We start from the raw sequence: 17271 nt of genomic DNA on the forward strand, positions 1-17271 counted from the left end.
GGTCATGATGAGCAAGCAACACACCGCACAAGCACCTGTTGATCCGATCGTATTGGGGAAAATGGGTTCTTCCTACGGTATCCGTGGTTGGCTCAGAGTGTTTTCCTCCACCGAAGACGCCGAAAGCATTTTTGACTATCAGCCCTGGTTAATCCAGAAGGCGGGTCAGTGGCAGGTTGTTGAGCTGGAAGGCTGGCGCCACCACAATCAGGACATCATCATCAAGCTGAAAGGCGTTGACGATCGTGATGCCGCGAATCTACTGACTAATTGCGAAATTATCGTGGATTCATCGCAGTTGCCGGAGCTGGAAGAGGGTGACTACTACTGGAAAGACCTGATGGGCTGCCAGGTAGTGACAACGGAAGGCTATAGCCTCGGTAAAGTCATTGATATGATGGAAACCGGGTCTAATGACGTACTCGTCATCAAGGCAAACCTGAAAGATGCATTTGGCATCAAGGAGCGGTTGGTTCCGTTCCTCGATGGGCAGGTTATCAAGAAAGTCGATCTCACTACGCGTACTATCGAAGTAGATTGGGATCCTGGTTTTTAAATTCTCCGGATAAACGGTAAAAGACGGCGCTATGTGGATTGGCATAATTAGCCTGTTTCCTGAAATGTTCCGCGCAATTACCGATTACGGGGTAACTGGCCGGGCAGTAAAAAATGGCCTGCTGAGCATCGAAAGCTGGAGTCCTCGCGACTTCGCTCATGACCGGCACCGTACCGTGGACGATCGTCCTTACGGCGGCGGACCGGGGATGCTAATGATGGTGCAACCTTTACGGGATGCTATTCATGCAGCAAAAGCCGCGGCAGGTGAAGGCGCGAAGGTGATTTATCTGTCACCTCAGGGACGCAAGCTTGATCAAGCGGGCGTCAGCGAACTGGCAACGAATCAGAAACTGATTCTGGTGTGCGGTCGCTACGAAGGGATAGACGAGCGCGTAATCCAAACCGAAATTGACGAAGAATGGTCAATCGGCGATTACGTTCTCAGCGGTGGTGAGTTACCGGCAATGACGCTGATTGACTCCGTTTCCCGGTTCATTCCGGGAGTACTGGGCCATGAAGCTTCGGCAACGGAAGATTCCTTTGCTGATGGGTTGCTGGATTGCCCGCACTATACCCGTCCTGAAGTGTTAGAAGAGATGGAAGTACCGCCAGTATTGCTGTCGGGAAACCATGCTGAGATACGTCGCTGGCGTCTGAAGCAGTCGCTGGGCCGCACCTGGCTTAGAAGACCTGAACTTCTGGAAAACCTGGCTCTGACTGAAGAGCAAGCAAAGTTGCTGGCGCAGTTCAAAAGCGAACACGCGCAACAGCAGCATAAACATGATGGGCAGGCGTGAGCCCCCAATATCAGTTTACCCAGGATAAGAGATTAAATTATGAGCAACATTATTAAGCAACTTGAACAAGAACAGATGAAGCAGGACGTACCTTCCTTCCGTCCGGGTGATACCGTGGAAGTGAAAGTATGGGTTGTTGAAGGTTCCAAAAAACGTCTGCAGGCATTCGAGGGCGTGGTTATCGCTATTCGTAACCGCGGTCTGCACTCTGCATTCACTGTTCGCAAAATTTCCAACGGCGAAGGCGTTGAGCGTGTCTTCCAGACTCACTCTCCGGTAGTTGACAGCATTGCTGTTAAACGTCGTGGTGCTGTACGTAAAGCTAAACTGTACTACCTGCGTGAGCGTACTGGTAAGTCTGCTCGTATCAAAGAGCGTCTTAACTAAGATTCGCTTTCGCGACATCCTGACAGAAGGGCTGGCCAGATGGCTGGCCCTTTTTTTATCTTTGTTGTAACCATCGTGATGTAAATCATTTACAATACGCCCTCTATTCGGAGGGGCGGTGGTCAGCAACAGTTTCCAGCAAACGACACCTAAACGGCGAGCCGCCTGGCTGGCACTGTTGGCGATCCTGTTGATCGTCGTGGCCCCCCTGATCTCCATCTCCCTGCAAAAAGACCCCATGAGCGCCATGCCCGGCATGCACCACGCCATGATGATGGACAGCTCGTCCGCGAGCATGGCGCAAATGCCCGACCACGAGATGGCGATGATGCATAGCACAGACGGCGCCATGCATACCGGACACGAACTGCCGCTGGACCATGCCGAAGCGTGTGGCTATTGCGTGCTGTTAGCCCATGTCCCGGGGCTGCTTTTCGCGCTGGCGCTGTTCGTCGCCATGCTCCTGCGGCGTATTCGCCTGCCGGCTTCTCGCCCGGTATTAAAACACTGGCACTACTTCCCCTGGCTCTACCCTGAAACCCGCGCCCCGCCGCGGCTGTCTGCTTTTTCCCTTTAATAAAAATCAATCTGCGCACGGCGCAATAACCTCTTTTGCTTTAAAAAAGGAAGAGTATGACAACCTGCACCTCGCGCGCGGCATGGTTAAACCTGCTGCGTCGCCTCCATTTCTACATCGGACTGTTTATCGGACCGTTTATCTTTGTCGCTGCCCTGACCGGCACGCTGTACGTGGCGACGCCGCAGCTGGAAAACTGGCTCTATCACGACGCGCTGCATGGCCTTGCCGACGGGACCCCGCAGCCGCTCAGCGCCCAGATTGCAGTGGCGGAAGAAGCGACCCAGGGTAATCTTCGGCTACTGGCGGTGCGGCCGGCCCCCGCGATGGGGGAGACCACCCGGATTATGTTTGTTGACCCGAGCCTGGGCGAGTCAGAATCCCGGGCCATTTTCGTCGATCCGATCTCGCTGCGGGTGAAGGGCGATATGACGGTCTACGGTACCAGCGGCATCCTGCCGCTGCGCCAGTGGATTGATTATGCGCATCGTTCGCTACTGCTGGGCGACAGCGGGAGGTTATACAGCGAACTGGCTGCCTCATGGATGTGGGTTGCCGCGCTGGGTGGCATTGCCCTGTGGGCGATGACACGTCCAAAACGGCGGATCAATAACGTCCTGCAGAATCATCGTCGGTTGCACGTGACGCTGGGCTGGGGCTTCCTGCTGGGCATGCTGCTCTTCTCCGCCACCGGCCTGACCTGGTCGCAATGGGCTGGCGGTAATGTGGATAAAATGCGGGCGGCTTTCGGCTGGTGGACGCCGCAGGTGAATACCCTGCTGCACGGTGAGGCGCCGATGGCGCACGATCCCCACGCCGGGCATCATATGGACGGGATGGCCATGCAGCATCAGTCAGTGCTGCAGCCAGCGCAGTTTGACCTGGTACTGGCGGTGGCCCGTCAGGCGGGGCTGAACGCCAGCCGGCTGGAGATCCGTCCGCCGGTTTCGAAGGAACGTGCCTGGACGGTAAATGAGATCGACCGCCGCTGGCCGACGCAGGTGGACGCGGTGGCGATCGATGGCGCCACGATGCAGGTGGTGGATCGCACCCGGTTCGCCGACTTCCCGCTGATGGCGAAGCTCACCCGCTGGGGCGTCGATTTCCACATGGGGGTCCTCTTTGGTCTGGTGAATCAGTTGCTGCTGGTAGGGTTCGGCTGCGCGCTGTGCGTCACCATCGGCGTGGGCTACCGGCTGTGGTGGATCCGCCGTCCGCCTCAGGCGGTCTGGGATCCGGCGCATTCGCTGCTGCAGGCATGGCTGTCGCTCGCCTGGCCTGCCCGTGGGCTGGTACTGGGGATAGCGTCAGCCCTGGGTCTGGCCATGCCATTGATGGGGGCAAGTCTGGTGCTGTTCATTGCCGTTGACTACCTGCGCTGGCGCGCGGCAACGGCAATGAGGATGGCGAAGTCCAGCGATTAAGCGAAGGCTTACGGCGTGCTGATGACCACCGTGACCCGGCGGTTTTCAGCGCGCCCGGCCGCCGTGTCGTTGCTGGCGATCGGGTATTTCTTGCCAAGGCCGCGGGTGACTAAATGACTGCGCGGGACATGGGCGCCTTCCGCCCAGGCATCGGCTACGCTATTGGCGCGCTTAAGCGACAGGGCTTCGTTATAGCTATCCTCACCGTAATTATCGGTGTGGCCTTCAAGGCGGCTATGGGTGATCCCGGTCGCCGCCAGCCGCGAGGCCATCGTGGTGATCTGCTGGCGGCTGTCGGGACGTAGTCGGTAGTCATTCTTGTCAAACAGGATGCTATCGGATAAGCCCAGGGACCAATCGCCATTGCTTTCAGTGAAGCCGTAAGATTTCATCGCCGCCACCTGCTCGGGGGTAAATTTTCCCTGAGGAGCCTGGCAACCTGTCAAAAGCGCCGCTGCCATCAGGGCGGGGACGAAATATTTTCTGAGCATAATGAGTCCTTTATTATTTCAGCGTCTGCTGGATACGTTGGTTTTTCATGCGATACATATTCTGATCGGCAAGTTCTTGCAGTGATTCCGCGGTGGCGTGCTCCCACGCCAGGGCATAACCGACGCTCAGCGAGAGCGTGGCGCTATGGCCATTGTGCAGGTTGAATGGCGGAAGAAATTGTTCCGACAGCGCCTGGCACAGAGCCTGCACTTCGGCTTCCGAGCGCACCTCACGCAGCAGAACGGCAAACTCATCGCCGCCGAGACGCCATGCCAGATGGCGTTTTCCGGCGAAGGCCATCAGGCGGCTGGCGACCTCCGTCAGCACTTTATCGCCTGCCGCGTGCCCCCAGTTGTCATTGATCAGCTTGAAGTTATCGCCGTCAAGAAACAGTAATGCCGAGGTCTGGTGATCCACCTCGTTCTTCATCAGTTCGGCGAGCGCGTTGCGAAAGGCGGCGCGGTTAGCCAGGCCGGTCAGCGGGTCATGAAGCGAGCTACGCAACAGCTGGGCATTCTTGGCCTGCAGCTGGCGCTGCCAGTCCTCCATCTCCCCCAGCAGGCTGTTAAAGTCCTGGGCGAAAAGATGGAATTCCTCAATACGCTCCTCGGGCACCCGACGTGAGAAATGACGGTTTTCACGAATATCGTGCACAACCTCGGTAATGCTCTGCAGGGCGGTGACGATCCCCCGGTGCAGGGAGTGGGTCAGCAGCAGGGCGATGAATGAGGCGAGCAGAATGCTGCCGGTCAGTACCAGAATCGAGATACCGAGAAAGTGGCTGATCAGTTCATCAAGCGCGGTCAGTCGCAGCTCGCCGATTTGTTTGCCCTGGTGCCAGATGGGCTGCACCGTGGGCTCCGGAAACAGCCATTGACTGATAAGGCCGCTCACTTGTTCTTTGTTGGCCAGCGGTTCATGGCGCCATGCGGCGAAGTGCTGCTTCTGGCCGTTGAGCACAATCGCCTGGGAAATCTGCCCTTGCTTCCCCAGCGAAGCAAGGGTCTCCTCCGCCGCCGCGCTATCGCCAAACACCAGGGCGGCTTCGAGGCTGCGACCCATGGTCGCGGCAGTGAGCTCTAGATTTTTCTGCGCGTACTGCTTGAGCGTGAAGATTGAGGCTGTGCTTAGCAGCAGCCAGACCAGCGTCATGGAGATCACCACGCTTATCACGCTAATTCGACGAAGCGCGCGTTTAAATGTCGGGCGCGCGGTCTGTGAAAAGTCCTTATTCATGTGGTTTTTTCCGGGCAAGCATCAGGACGTCCGGGTTAACCCGGACCCCGCTGTGCGTCAGAACGTCCAGATTAACGGAGAAGCGGACCCTGTCGTCGTTGATGATCAGGCAAAACGCGCTACCAATGGAGCAATCCGTATTTTGTTCTGCGATGAGTAAAAGCGGCTTCGGGCCATAGCGGCGAGTTAATTCCGACTGTTGGGTCGGCGATTCGCTGCCAAAATAAAAACCATCGCAGGTTGTTTTTAACGCTTCTTCACTATTACGTACTATCACCGGTTGATAGGGCAAGGCATCCGGATCTTCATGAGCCAGGCTATGGGTGAAGCGTGATGAGGCAAAAATGCACAGCTTCGGCGCCCCTGTTAATGCCGGCCAACGGGTGTAGGTCACGATCCCGGAAACAATAGCGCGAACATGTTCTGAAGGTCCGGCAGCAAAAACAGGAGATACCGCGATGAGAAAAAATACAGTCAATAAAAGACGGTGTAATACTGTCATTAACGCTTCCGTCAAATTCGCCATAGCGCGGGAAAAGCCGCTGCCGATGCCCGGCGCAGAATACCACTGTTAACAAAACCCGTCATTACATGCGCCCTTTGCTTTGGGACAAATCTCACCAGGATTTTTCGTAATCGCGATCGCGATAGCGCGCAAGTTTGCTGTGAATTTTGGTTGTGTAAACATTTTTGTACGAATTTTGTTGAGTTAAGTGGCAATTAATTTGTTTGTGTAAATTAAAATTTACGGAATATGGATTGAATTCTTTACTTTGTGTGGTATCGTTACGCCATGCCCGCTGAGGCACCCTTTATCGCAAACGAGCTACACAGGATCGCAATCATGCAAAAAGACGCGCTGAATAACGTACATATTACCGACGAACAGGTGTTAATGACCCCGGAGCAACTGAAGGCGGAATTCCCGCTAAGCGTTGAACAGGAAGCGCAGATTGCGCATGCCCGTGAGACTATCTCCGATATTATCGCCGGCCGCGATCCGCGCCTGCTGGTGGTTTGCGGCCCTTGCTCGATCCACGATCCGGAAGCCGCGATTGAATATGCTCGTCGATTTAAAGCTCTTGCCGCAGAGGTCAGCGATAGCCTCTACCTGGTGATGCGCGTCTACTTTGAAAAACCCCGTACCACTGTCGGCTGGAAGGGGCTGATTAACGATCCGCACATGGATGGTTCGTTTGATGTTGAAGGCGGCCTGAAGATTGCGCGTCGTCTGCTGGTCGAGCTCGTCAATATGGGACTGCCGCTGGCGACGGAAGCGTTGGATCCGAACAGCCCGCAATACCTTGGCGATCTGTTCAGCTGGTCTGCTATCGGCGCACGTACCACGGAATCACAAACGCACCGCGAAATGGCCTCTGGCCTGTCGATGCCGGTCGGCTTTAAAAACGGTACCGACGGTAGTCTGGCGACGGCCATCAACGCCATGCGCGCCGCGGCGATGCCGCATCGTTTCGTCGGCATCAACCAGGCCGGGCAGGTCTGCCTGCTGCAAACGCAGGGTAATCCGAACGGCCATGTGATCCTGCGCGGCGGTAAGGCGCCGAACTACGGTCCGGAAGATGTGGCGAAATGCGAAAAAGAGATGGCGCAGGCGGGACTGAAACCGTCGCTGATGGTAGATTGCAGTCATGGGAACTCCAATAAAGATTTCCGCCGCCAGCCAGCCGTGGCTGAATCCGTTGTCGCACAGATCAAAGATGGCAACCGCTCCATTATCGGCCTGATGATCGAGAGTAATATCCACGAAGGCAATCAGTCCTCTGAACAGCCGCGTGAGACGATGAAATACGGCGTTTCGGTGACGGATGCCTGCATCAGCTGGGAAACCACCGATGCGCTGCTGCGTGAACTGGATAAGGATCTCCGCGGCCATCTGGCGGCCCGTTTGGTGTAAGAGGAAAGTATGGTTGCTGAACTGACCGCGTTACGCGATCAAATTGATGAAGTGGATAAAGCGTTGCTTAGCCTGCTGGCTAAGCGTCTGGAACTGGTGGCCGAAGTCGGCGAGGTGAAGAGCCAGTATGGTCTGCCGATTTACGTCCCGGAGCGCGAGGCGGCGATGCTCGCCTCCCGGCGTGAAGAGGCGGCTGCGCTCGGCGTACCGCCGGATCTGATCGAGGATGTTCTGCGTCGCGTGATGCGGGAATCCTATTCCAGCGAAAACGACAAAGGCTTCAAAACCCTGCACCCGAATCTGCGGCCGGTGGTCATCGTCGGCGGCGGCGGGCAGATGGGGCGTCTGTTTGAGAAGATGTTAACGCTGTCCGGCTACCAGGTGCGTATTCTGGAAAAAGACGATTGGGCCCGGGCGGCGGATATCGTCGCCGATGCCGGCATGGTCATCGTCAGCGTACCGATTCACACCACCGTGGAGACGATCGGCAGGCTGCCGCCGCTGCCGGCGGATTGCATTCTGGTAGACCTTGCCTCGGTGAAAGCGGAGCCGCTGCAGGCGATGCTGGCAGCGCATCAGGGCCCGGTTCTTGGCCTGCACCCGATGTTCGGTCCGGACAGCGGCAGCCTGGCGAAGCAGGTGGTGGTCTATTGTGATGGCCGCCAGCCGGAGGCCTATCAGTGGTTCCTCGAACAAATTCAGGTTTGGGGCGCGCGGCTGCACCGCATCAGCGCCGTTGAGCACGATCAGAACATGGCGTTTATTCAGGCGCTGCGCCACTTTGCCACCTTCGCCTATGGCCTGCACCTGGCAGAAGAGAATGTGCGTCTTGAGCAACTGCTGGCGCTTTCGTCACCTATTTACCGGCTGGAGCTGGCGATGGTGGGGCGCCTGTTTGCCCAGGATCCGCAGCTGTACGCCGACATTATTATGTCATCGGAAAATAACCTGGCGCTGATTAAGCGCTATTACCAGCGTTTCGGCGAAGCGATTGGCCTGCTGGAGCAGGGCGATAAGCAGGCGTTTATCGACAGCTTCCGTAAAGTCGAACATTGGTTTGGCGATTACGCTCAGCGTTTCCAGAGCGAGAGCCGCACGCTGCTGCGTCAGGCGAACGATAATCGGCAGTAAAGCGAAAAAGATGTATACAATAAAGCCAGCGACCGCTGGCTTTTTTTATAGGGATGACAACGATGGCTGAACCACAACCGCTGTTTGACTACACCGGATACCTGCCGGAATGCCCGACCTGGAGCGAGGCTGAACAGGCCCTCTACTGGGCCGATATCATGGAGTGTGAAATCCACCGCTACGATACCCGCAGCGGCGAACACCAGGTGCTGCAGTTTCCGGAGGAGGTCGGCTGTTTCTCCCTGCGTGAGAAGGGCGGATTTATCGTTGCATTACGCAGTGGCATCTGGCTGACCGACGCCCACGGCCTGCTGCGGCGGAAAGTCTGTGATAATCCGAGCAATCCGGAGCTGGCGCGGTTTAACGATGGTGGGACCGATCGCGAGGGGCGTTTTTATGCCGGCACCTTCTGGGGGCCGGGGGATTACAACGGCGCGCTGCTGATGCGAGTCGATAATGACCTGAAGCCGAAAGTGATCCAGTGTGATATCCATGGCGCCAACGGTCTGGCGTTTAGCGCCGACCAGCGCTGGATGTATACCTCTGATACGCCGAACGCCGTGATCTACCGTACGCCGCTGGATGAACAGGGTGAGCCTGGACGACGCGAGGTGTTTCGCCGTTTCCAGCCGGGCGAAGGCATCCCTGACGGGGCGGCGATCGATGTGGAGGGCTGTTACTGGAGCGCGATGTTTGACGGCTGGCGGATTGCTCGTTTCTCGCCGCAGGGCGAGGAGCTGGAGACTTACCCGATGCCGGTTCGTTGTCCGACAATGGTCTGCTTCGGTGGGGCGGATATGAAAACGCTCTATATCACCACAACCCGGGAAAACATGGAGGACGATGAGCTGGCGAAGTACCCGCTGTCAGGCGCCATCTTCACCCTGCCGGTTGCGGTGGCAGGGATGAAGAAATTACCGTTCCGCGAACGTTAAACCGGATCCACTGGCACCACGTTTTCGCTGGGGTAGCAACCGAGGACCTTCATGGAGCGGGTGATTTCCGCCAGCTCCTTTAATGCCTTGCGCATGGGCAGCGAGTCCAGGTTGGCCTGAATATCGAGATAAAACATCTCTTCCCAGGGATTGCCGTGGATCGGGCGAGATTCCAGTTTGGTCATGATCAGATTGTGGTTGCGCAGCACCAGCAGGGCTTCCACCAGGGCGCCCGCCTGCTGACCGGTCGCCATTAACAGCGTGGTCTTGGCCGGAACCTGATCGGAGACGTTCACCGCTTTGCGCGCCAGGACGAGGAAGCGCGTGATGTTCTGCGTCTGGTTGGCCTGGCAGTGCTCCAGCACCTGCAGGCTATACAGGGCGCCACCCGCTTCGCTGCCCAGTGCCGCAACGGCCGGGGAGTTCGCCTGCGCCACTTTTTCCATTGCCGCCGAGGTGCTCTCGGTATATTCAATCTTCCAGTGCGGGTAGCGGCTCAGATACTGGCTGCACTGCTGGAACGGCTGCGGATGGCTGTAGACGGTCTGAATTTTATCGGCATCCGTCGAGGTGCTAACCAGCACGCAATGATCGATAGGGATCGTCAGCTCGCCAACGATCGACAGGCTGGTGTGCTGCAGCAGATCGTAGACGTCGTTGATCCCGCCAGAGCTGGTGTTTTCAATCGGCACCACGGCGTAATCGGCCTGGCCGGTCTCTACCTGATTAAAAATATCGGCGAACTTCGCGCAGCCGCTCTCAATAAACTGCTCAAAATGGCGAGCGGCGTACTGACGCGCCGCCAGATGCGAATAAGAGCCTTTAGGGCCAAGGAAGGCCACGCGGGCCGAATGCGGATTAATTTTATTCAGATGCTGCTGCAGCAGGGTTTGTTGGGTCAGGACGGAGTCTTCGATGATCAGCTGGAACAGGCGGGTGATGTAGTGCGCATCCAGATTATGGCGCTTGCCGATGGTCATCAGACGCTCCAGCAGATCGCGTTCGCGGTCAATATCACGCACTGGACGGTGAGAGGCCAGTTTGGCTTTACCAACCTCAACAGCCAGCCCGCGGCGCTCCGCCAGCAGAGCAAGCAGTTTCTCGTCCAGTGCGCTTATCTTATCGCGCAGCGCCAGTAATGGGTTTTCCTCGGTCATAGATGTTGCCTTTGTTGTTATCAAATAAAAAAGGCCTCCCGGGTGGGAGGCCTTATTGTTCGTCTTCGCATTCTTTCTTATACGACGAATTGCCTCCCGGTCAGGGGAAGGTAAAAAAGAATGCGAAGAAGAACGGGACACGTTTCATGGTAAATTCCTTGAGGTAGTGGGGATTACAGTACCTGTACTGTTTTCACTCTGTCAATAAAAAACGCGCCCGAAGGCGCGTGGCATGACACAACTTAAGTTAAGGATTACTCTTCTTCTTCCACAAAGCCTGCCTCTTTCACCGATGTTGCGGCGCGGCGGGCTTCCCCTTTGTGTTGCACTTTATTCAGCTGCCGTTCCAGCTTGTTGATCAATTCGTTAATGGCGGCGTACATATCTTCATGACGCGCACTGGCAACCAGATGACCGTTTGGCGTATTGATGGTTGCATCAGCGATAAAACCCTGCGGCTCCTTAGACAGAATGATGTGCGGGTTGATTAAATGAGTTTGCCACTTATCCAGTTTGGCGAGACGGTCTGCGACATGCTGGCGGATTGCCGGAGTAATTTCCATTTGTTTACTGGTAATGTTCATTGTCATAAATTTTACCTCTTGTCTTTCCCGTCTTGGTGAATCCAGCATACCTTTCCCAATGTCAAAAAGCGTGATCTAAATCACATTTTATTGTCACTTTTTGTCAACGAATTCATTTTGTGAGACAGGGCAGGAAGAAGTGAGATTTTACTTGTCGAACCCGGTAAAGCAGGCCATATTTGATGAGTTAACCCGGCGCTAAACCGCTTCAGCTTGACGGGATAAAGTATAAAAAAACGGCAGCCACTGGCTGCCGTTTGCGATCCATGAATCAGACTCAGGTGTTCTTGCTGTTCGCGGCGATTATCTTCGCGACTTTGTCCGCCTGGGCGTTCATTTGCATCTGACGATAGGCGTTTTCCATCTTCGGCAGGGCATCGCGGGTGGCCTGGGTATCCGGATAGTTACGCATCATACCTTCCACGCGGTTTACGACGGCAACCCATGCGCCACGGTCGGTGTAGTAATCCACGACCGACAGCTCATATTTGGCCAGGCGATCTTTCAGGAACACCATACGTTTATAGGCGTCAGTGGCGTACTGGCTGTTCGGGTAACCACGCACCAGTTTGGAGAAGTCATTGAAGGCATCGCGCGCGTGCTGTGGATCGCGGTCAGAGCGATCGACACCAAAGAAGCCCTGCAGGGCGCTGTCATCCAGGGCCATGTTGGTCAGGCCGCGCATATAGATGACGTAATCGATATTCGGGTGGGTGGGGTTCAAACGCATGAAGCGATCGATGGCCGCCTGAGCCAGCGGCAGATCGGCGTTTTTGTAATACGCATAAATCAGATCCAGCTGTACCTGTTGGGAATAAGGGCCGAATGGATAACGGTTATCCAACGCTTCCAGTTGCGTTATCGCCTGTTTCCAGTTACCGTCCTGCAGTTTTTGCTGGGCGGTCGCGTAGATTTCATTCGGCGGATTATCAGGCACCTCTTCCTTAGAGCCGGAGCAACCCACCAAAGCCAGGCTCAGTGTGGCGGCTGCCACCAGGTATTTCATGCGCGTCATGACGTTTTGACTTCCTCAAAATGTTTATGCGGGAGAATCTCTGTTCCTGCTCCCGATTAAGACCAGCTACAATAGCACACTATATTAAACGGCAAAGCCGTAAAACCCAACGTTAAACGAAGAAGCTGTATATGGCACAACGAGTACAACTCACCGCAACGGTGACCGAAAATCAACTCGGTCAACGCTTAGATCAGGCTTTGGCCGAATTGTTCCCTGATTATTCGCGATCGCGGATAAAAGAATGGATCCTGGACCAACGCGTATTAGTCAATGGCAGCATTGGCGATAAGCCGAAAGAAAAAGTGCTGGGGGGAGAGCACATCGCTATCGATGTCGAAATCGAAGAAGAGGCGCGCTTCCAGCCGCAGGATATTCCGCTCAATATCGTTTACGAAGATGATGACATCCTCGTGATTAACAAACCGCGCGATCTGGTTGTGCATCCTGGCGCGGGCAACCCTGACGGTACTGTGCTGAATGCGCTGCTGCACTACTATCCGCCGATCGCCGATGTGCCGCGCGCGGGGATCGTGCACCGTCTGGATAAGGACACCACCGGTCTGATGGTGGTGGCGAAAACCATTCCGGCACAAACCCGGCTGGTGGAGTCGTTGCAGCTGCGCGAGATCACTCGCGAGTATGAAGCGGTGGCCATCGGTCATATGACTTCCGGTGGCACAGTGGAAGAGCCGATCAGTCGTCACCCGACGAAACGTACCCATATGGCGGTGCATCCGATGGGCAAACCGGCGGTGACCCACTACCGCATTATGGAACATTTCCGCATCCATACCCGCCTGCGCCTGCGCCTGGAAACCGGTCGTACGCACCAGATCCGTGTGCATATGTCGCATATCACCCATCCGCTGGTGGGTGACCAGGTATATGGCGGCCGGCCGCGTCCGCCGAAGGGCGCGTCGGAGGAGTTCATCACCGCGCTGCGTAAATTCGACCGTCAGGCGCTGCACGCCACCATGTTGCGTCTGTATCACCCGATCACCGGCATTGAAATGGAGTGGCATGCGCCCATCCCACAGGATATGGTCGAGCTCATCGAGGCGATGCGTGCCGATTTTGAAGCCCATAAGGACGATATTGACTGGTTATGACTAAACTGATTGTACCGCAGTGGCCGATGCCCCGCAGCGTGGCGGCCTGTAGTTCGACCCGCATTGGCGGCGTGAGTCTGCCGCCCTATGACTCGCTCAACCTGGGCGCCCATTGCGGAGACAATCTGCAGCATGTTGAAGAAAACCGGCGGCGGATGTTTGCTGCCGGTGGCTTGCCGTCTTACCCGGTTTGGCTGGAGCAGGTTCATGGCACCGATGTTCTGACGCTGGACGGCGGACCCTATCCATCGAAACGCGCAGATGCTTCTTATAGTCGTACGCCAGGCACCGTCTGTGCGGTGATGACCGCCGACTGCCTGCCGGTCCTGTTCTGTAACCGCGACGGCACCGAAGTCGCCGCGGCGCATGCGGGATGGCGCGGCTTATGCGAAGGGGTTCTGGAAGAGACGGTTGCCCGTTTCGCCGATAAAGCCGAAAACATGATGGCGTGGCTGGGCCCGGCCATTGGTCCGCAGGCATTTGAGGTGGGGCCGGAAGTCCGGGATGCCTTTATGGCGAAAGACGAGAACGCGCACCGGGCTTTTCGTCCGGCAGGCGAGAAATATTTTGCTGATATCTATCAACTGGCTCGGCAGCGTCTGGCAAACGTCGGCGTTGAGCAGATTTTCGGCGGCGATCGCTGCACGCTAAGCGAAAAGGATGATTTTTTCTCTTACCGGCGCGACAAGACCACCGGTCGTATGGCAAGTTTCATTTGGCTGATATAACCTAGAGAATCAAGACGATCCAGAAGGCAAACTTATTTTTCGCATAGTTCAGGTCTTTAACCTTGAATAATTGAGGGATGACCTCATTTAATCTCCAGTAGCAAATTTGACCTGTTTATGGGAGGAGTTATGCGTCTGGATCGTCTTACCAATAAATTCCAGCTTGCTCTTGCCGATGCCCAGTCACTCGCACTCGGGCACGACAACCAATTCATCGAACCTCTTCATTTAATGAGCGCCTTACTGAATCAGGAAGGGGGATCGGTACGTCCTTTATTAACCTCGGCGGGCGTCAATGCCGGGAAACTACGCACTGACATCGAGCAGGCCTTGAGCCGTTTACCGCAGGTGGAAGGCACCGGCGGCGATGTACAACCTTCTCAGGATTTAGTGCGGATCCTGAACCTTTGCGACAAGCTGGCGCAAAAGAAAAAGGACAACTTTATTTCGTCGGAACTGTTCGTTCTGGCGGCGCTTGAATCGCGCGGTACGCTGACCGACCTTTTAAAATCCGCCGGAGCAACAACCGCCAACGTGACTCAGGCGATTGAACAAATGCGCGGAGGTGAAAGCGTGAACGATCAGGGTGCCGAAGACCAACGTCAGGCATTGAAGAAATTTACCGTCGATCTGACCGAGCGAGCCGAGCAGGGCAAGCTGGATCCGGTGATCGGCCGTGATGAAGAGATTCGCCGTACCATCCAGGTACTGCAGCGTCGTACCAAAAACAACCCGGTACTGATTGGTGAACCCGGGGTGGGTAAAACGGCAATCGTCGAAGGACTGGCGCAGCGTATCGTCAACGGCGAAGTACCAGAAGGGTTGAAAGGCCGTCGGGTATTGGCGCTGGATATGGGGGCGCTGGTGGCCGGGGCGAAATACCGCGGTGAGTTTGAAGAGCGTCTGAAAGGCGTGCTGACTGACCTGTCAAAACAGGAAGGCAACGTCATTCTGTTTATCGACGAACTGCATACCATGGTGGGCGCTGGTAAAGCCGACGGCGCGATGGATGCGGGTAACATGCTGAAGCCGGCGCTGGCGCGTGGTGAACTGCACTGCGTCGGGGCGACAACGCTTGATGAATACCGTCAGTACATCGAAAAAGACGCCGCGCTGGAACGTCGCTTCCAGAAAGTGTTCGTCGCCGAGCCGACGGTAGAAGATACCATCGCTATTCTGCGTGGCCTGAAAGAACGTTACGAGCTGCACCACCACGTGCAGATCACTGACCCGGCGATTGTCGCGGCGGCGACCTTGTCGCATCGCTATATTGCCGACCGTCAGCTGCCGGATAAAGCCATCGACCTTATCGATGAGGCGGCGTCCAGCATTCGTATGCAGATCGACTCCAAGCCGGAAGAGCTGGACCGTCTCGATAGACGTATTATCCAGCTGAAACTGGAACAGCAGGCGCTGAAGAAAGAGTCTGATGAAGCGAGCCTGAAACGTCTCGATATGCTCAACGAGGAGCTGGCGGATAAAGAGCGTCAGTACTCGGTACTTGAAGAAGAGTGGAAAGCGGAAAAAGCCTCTCTCTCCGGCACCCAGACTATTAAAGCCGAGCTGGAACAGGCGAAAATCGCTATCGAACAGGCGCGTCGCGTCGGCGATCTGGCGCGGATGTCCGAGCTGCAGTACGGCAAAATTCCGGAACTGGAGAAACAGCTGGCGGCTGCCACTCAGTCCGAAGGGAAAACCATGCGTCTGCTGCGTAATAAAGTGACGGATGCTGAGATCGCCGAAGTGCTGGCCCGCTGGACCGGTATCCCTGTCTCCCGGATGATGGAAAGCGAGCGCGACAAACTGCTGCGTATGGAGCAGGAGCTGCATCATCGGGTGATTGGCCAGGATGAGGCGGTTGAAGCGGTATCGAACGCCATTCGCCGTAGCCGCGCTGGGCTATCCGATCCGAACCGGCCGATTGGTTCGTTCCTGTTCCTCGGTCCAACCGGGGTCGGTAAAACCGAGCTGTGTAAAACGCTGGCTAACTTTATGTTCGACAGCGACGACGCGATGGTGCGTATCGATATGTCCGAGTTTATGGAGAAACACTCCGTCTCGCGTCTGGTCGGTGCGCCTCCGGGATACGTCGGCTATGAAGAGGGCGGTTACCTGACCGAGGCGGTGCGTCGTCGTCCTTATTCCGTCATTCTGCTGGATGAAGTGGAAAAAGCGCACCCGGATGTGTTCAACATTCTGCTGCAGGTACTCGACGACGGGCGTCTGACCGACGGGCAGGGGAGAACGGTCGACTTCCGTAATACGGTGGTCATCATGACCTCGAACCTCGGTTCCGATCTGATTCAGGAACGGTTTGGCGAACTGGACTACGGTCATATGAAGGATCTGGTACTGGGAGTGGTAAGCCAGAACTTCCGTCCGGAGTTTATTAACCGTATCGACGAAGTGGTGGTCTTCCATCCTCTGGGTGAGAAACACATTGCTTCTATTGCCCAGATCCAGCTGCAGCGTTTGTATAAACGCCTGGAAGAGCGTGGGTATGAAGTGCGGATGTCCGATGAGGCGCTGAAGTTGCTGAGCGCCAACGGTTACGATCCGGTATACGGCGCGCGGCCACTGAAACGCGCTATTCAGCAGCAGATTGAGAACCCGTTAGCCCAGCAGATCCTTTCCGGTGAGCTGGTTCCGGGGAAAGCTGTCGAGCTGGTGGTGAAAGACGACCGTATTGTGGCAGTGCAGTAAATCACAAAACGACAAAAACGGGCCCAACGGGCTCGTTTTTGTTTAAAAACCAGGCAAGAATTAAAGCTCAACACCTGGTTTGGTTGAAAAGTGAGCGGTTGAATTCTTTTTTTGAATTTATCCTTGTCACTTCAGAATTACTCCCTATAATGCGCCTCCACTGACACGGAACAACGGCAAACAAACCGCCGGGTCAGGAGGATTTAACGACGGAAATCGACGTTGAAAGCCGACAGAGAAAAGCAAAATAAGCGCTTGACTCTGAATGAGGAAAACGTATTATACGGGACCTCGCGACAGAGCGCTAAAGCGCGTCGCAACTGCTCTTTAACAATTTATCAGACAATCTGTGTGGGCACTCAAAGTGACATGGATTCTTAACGTCCTCGGACGAAAAATGAATACCAAGTCTCTGAGTGAACATACGTAATTCATTACGAAGTTTAATTCACGAGCATCAAACTTAAATTGAAGAGTTTGATCATGGCTCAGATTGAACGCTGGCGGCAGGCCTAACACA

General features: G+C 55.7%; 18 protein-coding genes and 1 other annotated feature. Of the genes, 11 read left to right on the top strand and 7 right to left on the bottom strand.

The features are described 5' to 3' along the window. The first annotated feature begins 7 nt into the window (after positions 1-7). The 5 genes from rimM to FHW76_RS18170 all read left to right on the top strand — a co-directional run bounded on the left by rimM (position 8) and on the right by FHW76_RS18170 (position 3743). Positions 8-556 carry a ribosome maturation factor RimM gene (gene rimM, locus FHW76_RS18150; protein WP_008806093.1) on the top strand — a complete coding sequence of 183 codons (549 nt, stop codon included), beginning with the start codon at positions 8-10 and terminating at the stop codon, positions 554-556. A gap of 31 nt (positions 557-587) precedes the next feature. Further along, positions 588-1355, top strand: coding sequence for a tRNA (guanosine(37)-N1)-methyltransferase TrmD (trmD, locus tag FHW76_RS18155; RefSeq protein ID WP_008806092.1), 768 nt, complete (start codon positions 588-590; stop codon positions 1353-1355). A 39-nt stretch (positions 1356-1394) separates the two neighbouring features. Beyond that, positions 1395-1742, top strand: coding sequence for a 50S ribosomal protein L19 (gene rplS / locus FHW76_RS18160; RefSeq protein WP_002914145.1), 348 nt, complete (start codon positions 1395-1397; stop codon positions 1740-1742). A 118-nt stretch (positions 1743-1860) separates the two neighbouring features. Continuing rightward, entirely contained in the window at positions 1861-2319 is a 459-nt protein-coding gene (locus tag FHW76_RS18165; RefSeq protein WP_046622931.1) for a DUF2946 domain-containing protein, read from the top strand. Between the two features lie 56 nt (positions 2320-2375). Beyond that, complete coding sequence (locus FHW76_RS18170; protein WP_183476883.1) at positions 2376-3743, top strand: PepSY domain-containing protein; 1368 nt, start codon at positions 2376-2378, stop codon at positions 3741-3743. A gap of 8 nt (positions 3744-3751) precedes the next feature. On the opposite strand, the gene FHW76_RS18175 is transcribed toward FHW76_RS18170, so the two are convergent. From FHW76_RS18175 to FHW76_RS18185, 3 genes are read right to left on the bottom strand one after another with little or no spacing between them, the layout of a single operon-like run. Further along, positions 3752-4234, bottom strand: a complete 483-nt coding sequence (locus FHW76_RS18175) for an OmpA family protein (RefSeq protein ID WP_008806089.1) — start codon at positions 4232-4234, stop codon at positions 3752-3754. Positions 4235-4247: 13 nt separating this feature from the next. Then, positions 4248-5471, bottom strand: a complete 1224-nt coding sequence (gene dgcN, locus FHW76_RS18180) for a diguanylate cyclase DgcN (protein WP_008806088.1) — start codon at positions 5469-5471, stop codon at positions 4248-4250. Continuing rightward, positions 5464-5973 (bottom strand): YfiR family protein, encoded by a 510-nt coding sequence (locus tag FHW76_RS18185; protein WP_012540842.1) that lies wholly within the window; start codon positions 5971-5973, stop codon positions 5464-5466. Before FHW76_RS18185 ends, dgcN begins: the two co-directional genes overlap by 8 nt. A gap of 342 nt (positions 5974-6315) precedes the next feature. Between FHW76_RS18185 and aroF the strand changes: the two genes are divergently transcribed. The 3 genes from aroF to FHW76_RS18200 all read left to right on the top strand — a co-directional run bounded on the left by aroF (position 6316) and on the right by FHW76_RS18200 (position 9452). Beyond that, positions 6316-7386 (top strand): 3-deoxy-7-phosphoheptulonate synthase AroF, encoded by a 1071-nt coding sequence (aroF, locus tag FHW76_RS18190; protein ID WP_022064802.1) that lies wholly within the window; start codon positions 6316-6318, stop codon positions 7384-7386. 9 nt (positions 7387-7395) lie between these two features. After that, positions 7396-8517 (top strand): bifunctional chorismate mutase/prephenate dehydrogenase, encoded by a 1122-nt coding sequence (gene tyrA, locus FHW76_RS18195; RefSeq protein WP_008806085.1) that lies wholly within the window; start codon positions 7396-7398, stop codon positions 8515-8517. Between the two features lie 62 nt (positions 8518-8579). Further along, positions 8580-9452 (top strand): SMP-30/gluconolactonase/LRE family protein, encoded by an 873-nt coding sequence (locus FHW76_RS18200; protein ID WP_012540844.1) that lies wholly within the window; start codon positions 8580-8582, stop codon positions 9450-9452. Here FHW76_RS18200 and pheA read toward each other — a convergent pair. From pheA to bamD, 4 genes are all read right to left on the bottom strand, one after another. Next, a complete protein-coding gene (gene pheA, locus FHW76_RS18205; protein WP_012540845.1) occupies positions 9449-10609 on the bottom strand; it encodes a bifunctional chorismate mutase/prephenate dehydratase in 1161 nt (386 codons plus the stop codon). The genes FHW76_RS18200 and pheA overlap by 4 nt on opposite strands. A 24-nt stretch (positions 10610-10633) precedes the next feature. After that, positions 10634-10758: a sequence feature (Phe leader region), on the bottom strand. Next, complete coding sequence (pheL, locus tag FHW76_RS18210) at positions 10710-10757, bottom strand: pheA operon leader peptide PheL (protein WP_100632159.1); 48 nt, start codon at positions 10755-10757, stop codon at positions 10710-10712. (Overlaps the previous feature by 48 nt.) A 105-nt stretch (positions 10759-10863) precedes the next feature. Continuing rightward, on the bottom strand, positions 10864-11199 hold the full coding sequence (gene raiA / locus FHW76_RS18215; RefSeq protein WP_002914111.1) for a ribosome-associated translation inhibitor RaiA: 336 nt from the start codon (positions 11197-11199) through the stop codon (positions 10864-10866). A gap of 271 nt (positions 11200-11470) precedes the next feature. Further along, positions 11471-12208 carry an outer membrane protein assembly factor BamD gene (gene bamD / locus FHW76_RS18220; protein WP_004145664.1) on the bottom strand — a complete coding sequence of 246 codons (738 nt, stop codon included), beginning with the start codon at positions 12206-12208 and terminating at the stop codon, positions 11471-11473. 131 nt (positions 12209-12339) lie between these two features. Between bamD and rluD the strand changes: the two genes are divergently transcribed. The 3 genes from rluD to clpB all read left to right on the top strand — a co-directional run bounded on the left by rluD (position 12340) and on the right by clpB (position 16751). Beyond that, a complete protein-coding gene (rluD, locus tag FHW76_RS18225; RefSeq protein ID WP_012967426.1) occupies positions 12340-13320 on the top strand; it encodes a 23S rRNA pseudouridine(1911/1915/1917) synthase RluD in 981 nt (326 codons plus the stop codon). Further along, on the top strand, positions 13317-14048 hold the full coding sequence (gene yfiH, locus FHW76_RS18230) for a purine nucleoside phosphorylase YfiH (RefSeq protein ID WP_008806081.1): 732 nt from the start codon (positions 13317-13319) through the stop codon (positions 14046-14048). The genes rluD and yfiH overlap by 4 nt, the downstream gene beginning before the upstream one ends. 129 nt (positions 14049-14177) lie before the next feature. Then, positions 14178-16751: an ATP-dependent chaperone ClpB gene (gene clpB / locus FHW76_RS18235; protein ID WP_008806080.1), complete on the top strand. Its 2574-nt coding sequence runs from the start codon at positions 14178-14180 to the stop codon at positions 16749-16751. The last annotated feature ends 520 nt before the right edge of the window (positions 16752-17271 follow it).

It is taken from the genome of Klebsiella sp. RC2 (genome assembly GCF_014192815.1).
GTDB lineage: Bacteria > Pseudomonadota > Gammaproteobacteria > Enterobacterales > Enterobacteriaceae > Klebsiella > Klebsiella variicola.

What these genes read in the sequence shown, in the direction of transcription:
- rluD (WP_012967426.1), top strand. Translation starts at nt 12,340, where the DNA reads ATGGCACAACGAGTACAACTCACCGCAACGGTGACCGAAAATCAACTC.
- raiA (WP_002914111.1), bottom strand. Translation starts at nt 11,199, where the DNA reads ATGACAATGAACATTACCAGTAAACAAATGGAAATTACTCCGGCAATC.
- rimM (WP_008806093.1), top strand. Translation starts at nt 8, where the DNA reads ATGAGCAAGCAACACACCGCACAAGCACCTGTTGATCCGATCGTATTG.
- FHW76_RS18185 (WP_012540842.1), bottom strand. Translation starts at nt 5,973, where the DNA reads ATGACAGTATTACACCGTCTTTTATTGACTGTATTTTTTCTCATCGCG.
- FHW76_RS18170 (WP_183476883.1), top strand. Translation starts at nt 2,376, where the DNA reads ATGACAACCTGCACCTCGCGCGCGGCATGGTTAAACCTGCTGCGTCGC.
- FHW76_RS18175 (WP_008806089.1), bottom strand. Translation starts at nt 4,234, where the DNA reads ATGCTCAGAAAATATTTCGTCCCCGCCCTGATGGCAGCGGCGCTTTTG.
- trmD (WP_008806092.1), top strand. Translation starts at nt 588, where the DNA reads ATGTGGATTGGCATAATTAGCCTGTTTCCTGAAATGTTCCGCGCAATT.
- aroF (WP_022064802.1), top strand. Translation starts at nt 6,316, where the DNA reads ATGCAAAAAGACGCGCTGAATAACGTACATATTACCGACGAACAGGTG.
- bamD (WP_004145664.1), bottom strand. Translation starts at nt 12,208, where the DNA reads ATGACGCGCATGAAATACCTGGTGGCAGCCGCCACACTGAGCCTGGCT.
- yfiH (WP_008806081.1), top strand. Translation starts at nt 13,317, where the DNA reads ATGACTAAACTGATTGTACCGCAGTGGCCGATGCCCCGCAGCGTGGCG.
- pheA (WP_012540845.1), bottom strand. Translation starts at nt 10,609, where the DNA reads ATGACCGAGGAAAACCCATTACTGGCGCTGCGCGATAAGATAAGCGCA.
- dgcN (WP_008806088.1), bottom strand. Translation starts at nt 5,471, where the DNA reads ATGAATAAGGACTTTTCACAGACCGCGCGCCCGACATTTAAACGCGCG.
- clpB (WP_008806080.1), top strand. Translation starts at nt 14,178, where the DNA reads ATGCGTCTGGATCGTCTTACCAATAAATTCCAGCTTGCTCTTGCCGAT.
- FHW76_RS18200 (WP_012540844.1), top strand. Translation starts at nt 8,580, where the DNA reads ATGGCTGAACCACAACCGCTGTTTGACTACACCGGATACCTGCCGGAA.
- rplS (WP_002914145.1), top strand. Translation starts at nt 1,395, where the DNA reads ATGAGCAACATTATTAAGCAACTTGAACAAGAACAGATGAAGCAGGAC.
- tyrA (WP_008806085.1), top strand. Translation starts at nt 7,396, where the DNA reads ATGGTTGCTGAACTGACCGCGTTACGCGATCAAATTGATGAAGTGGAT.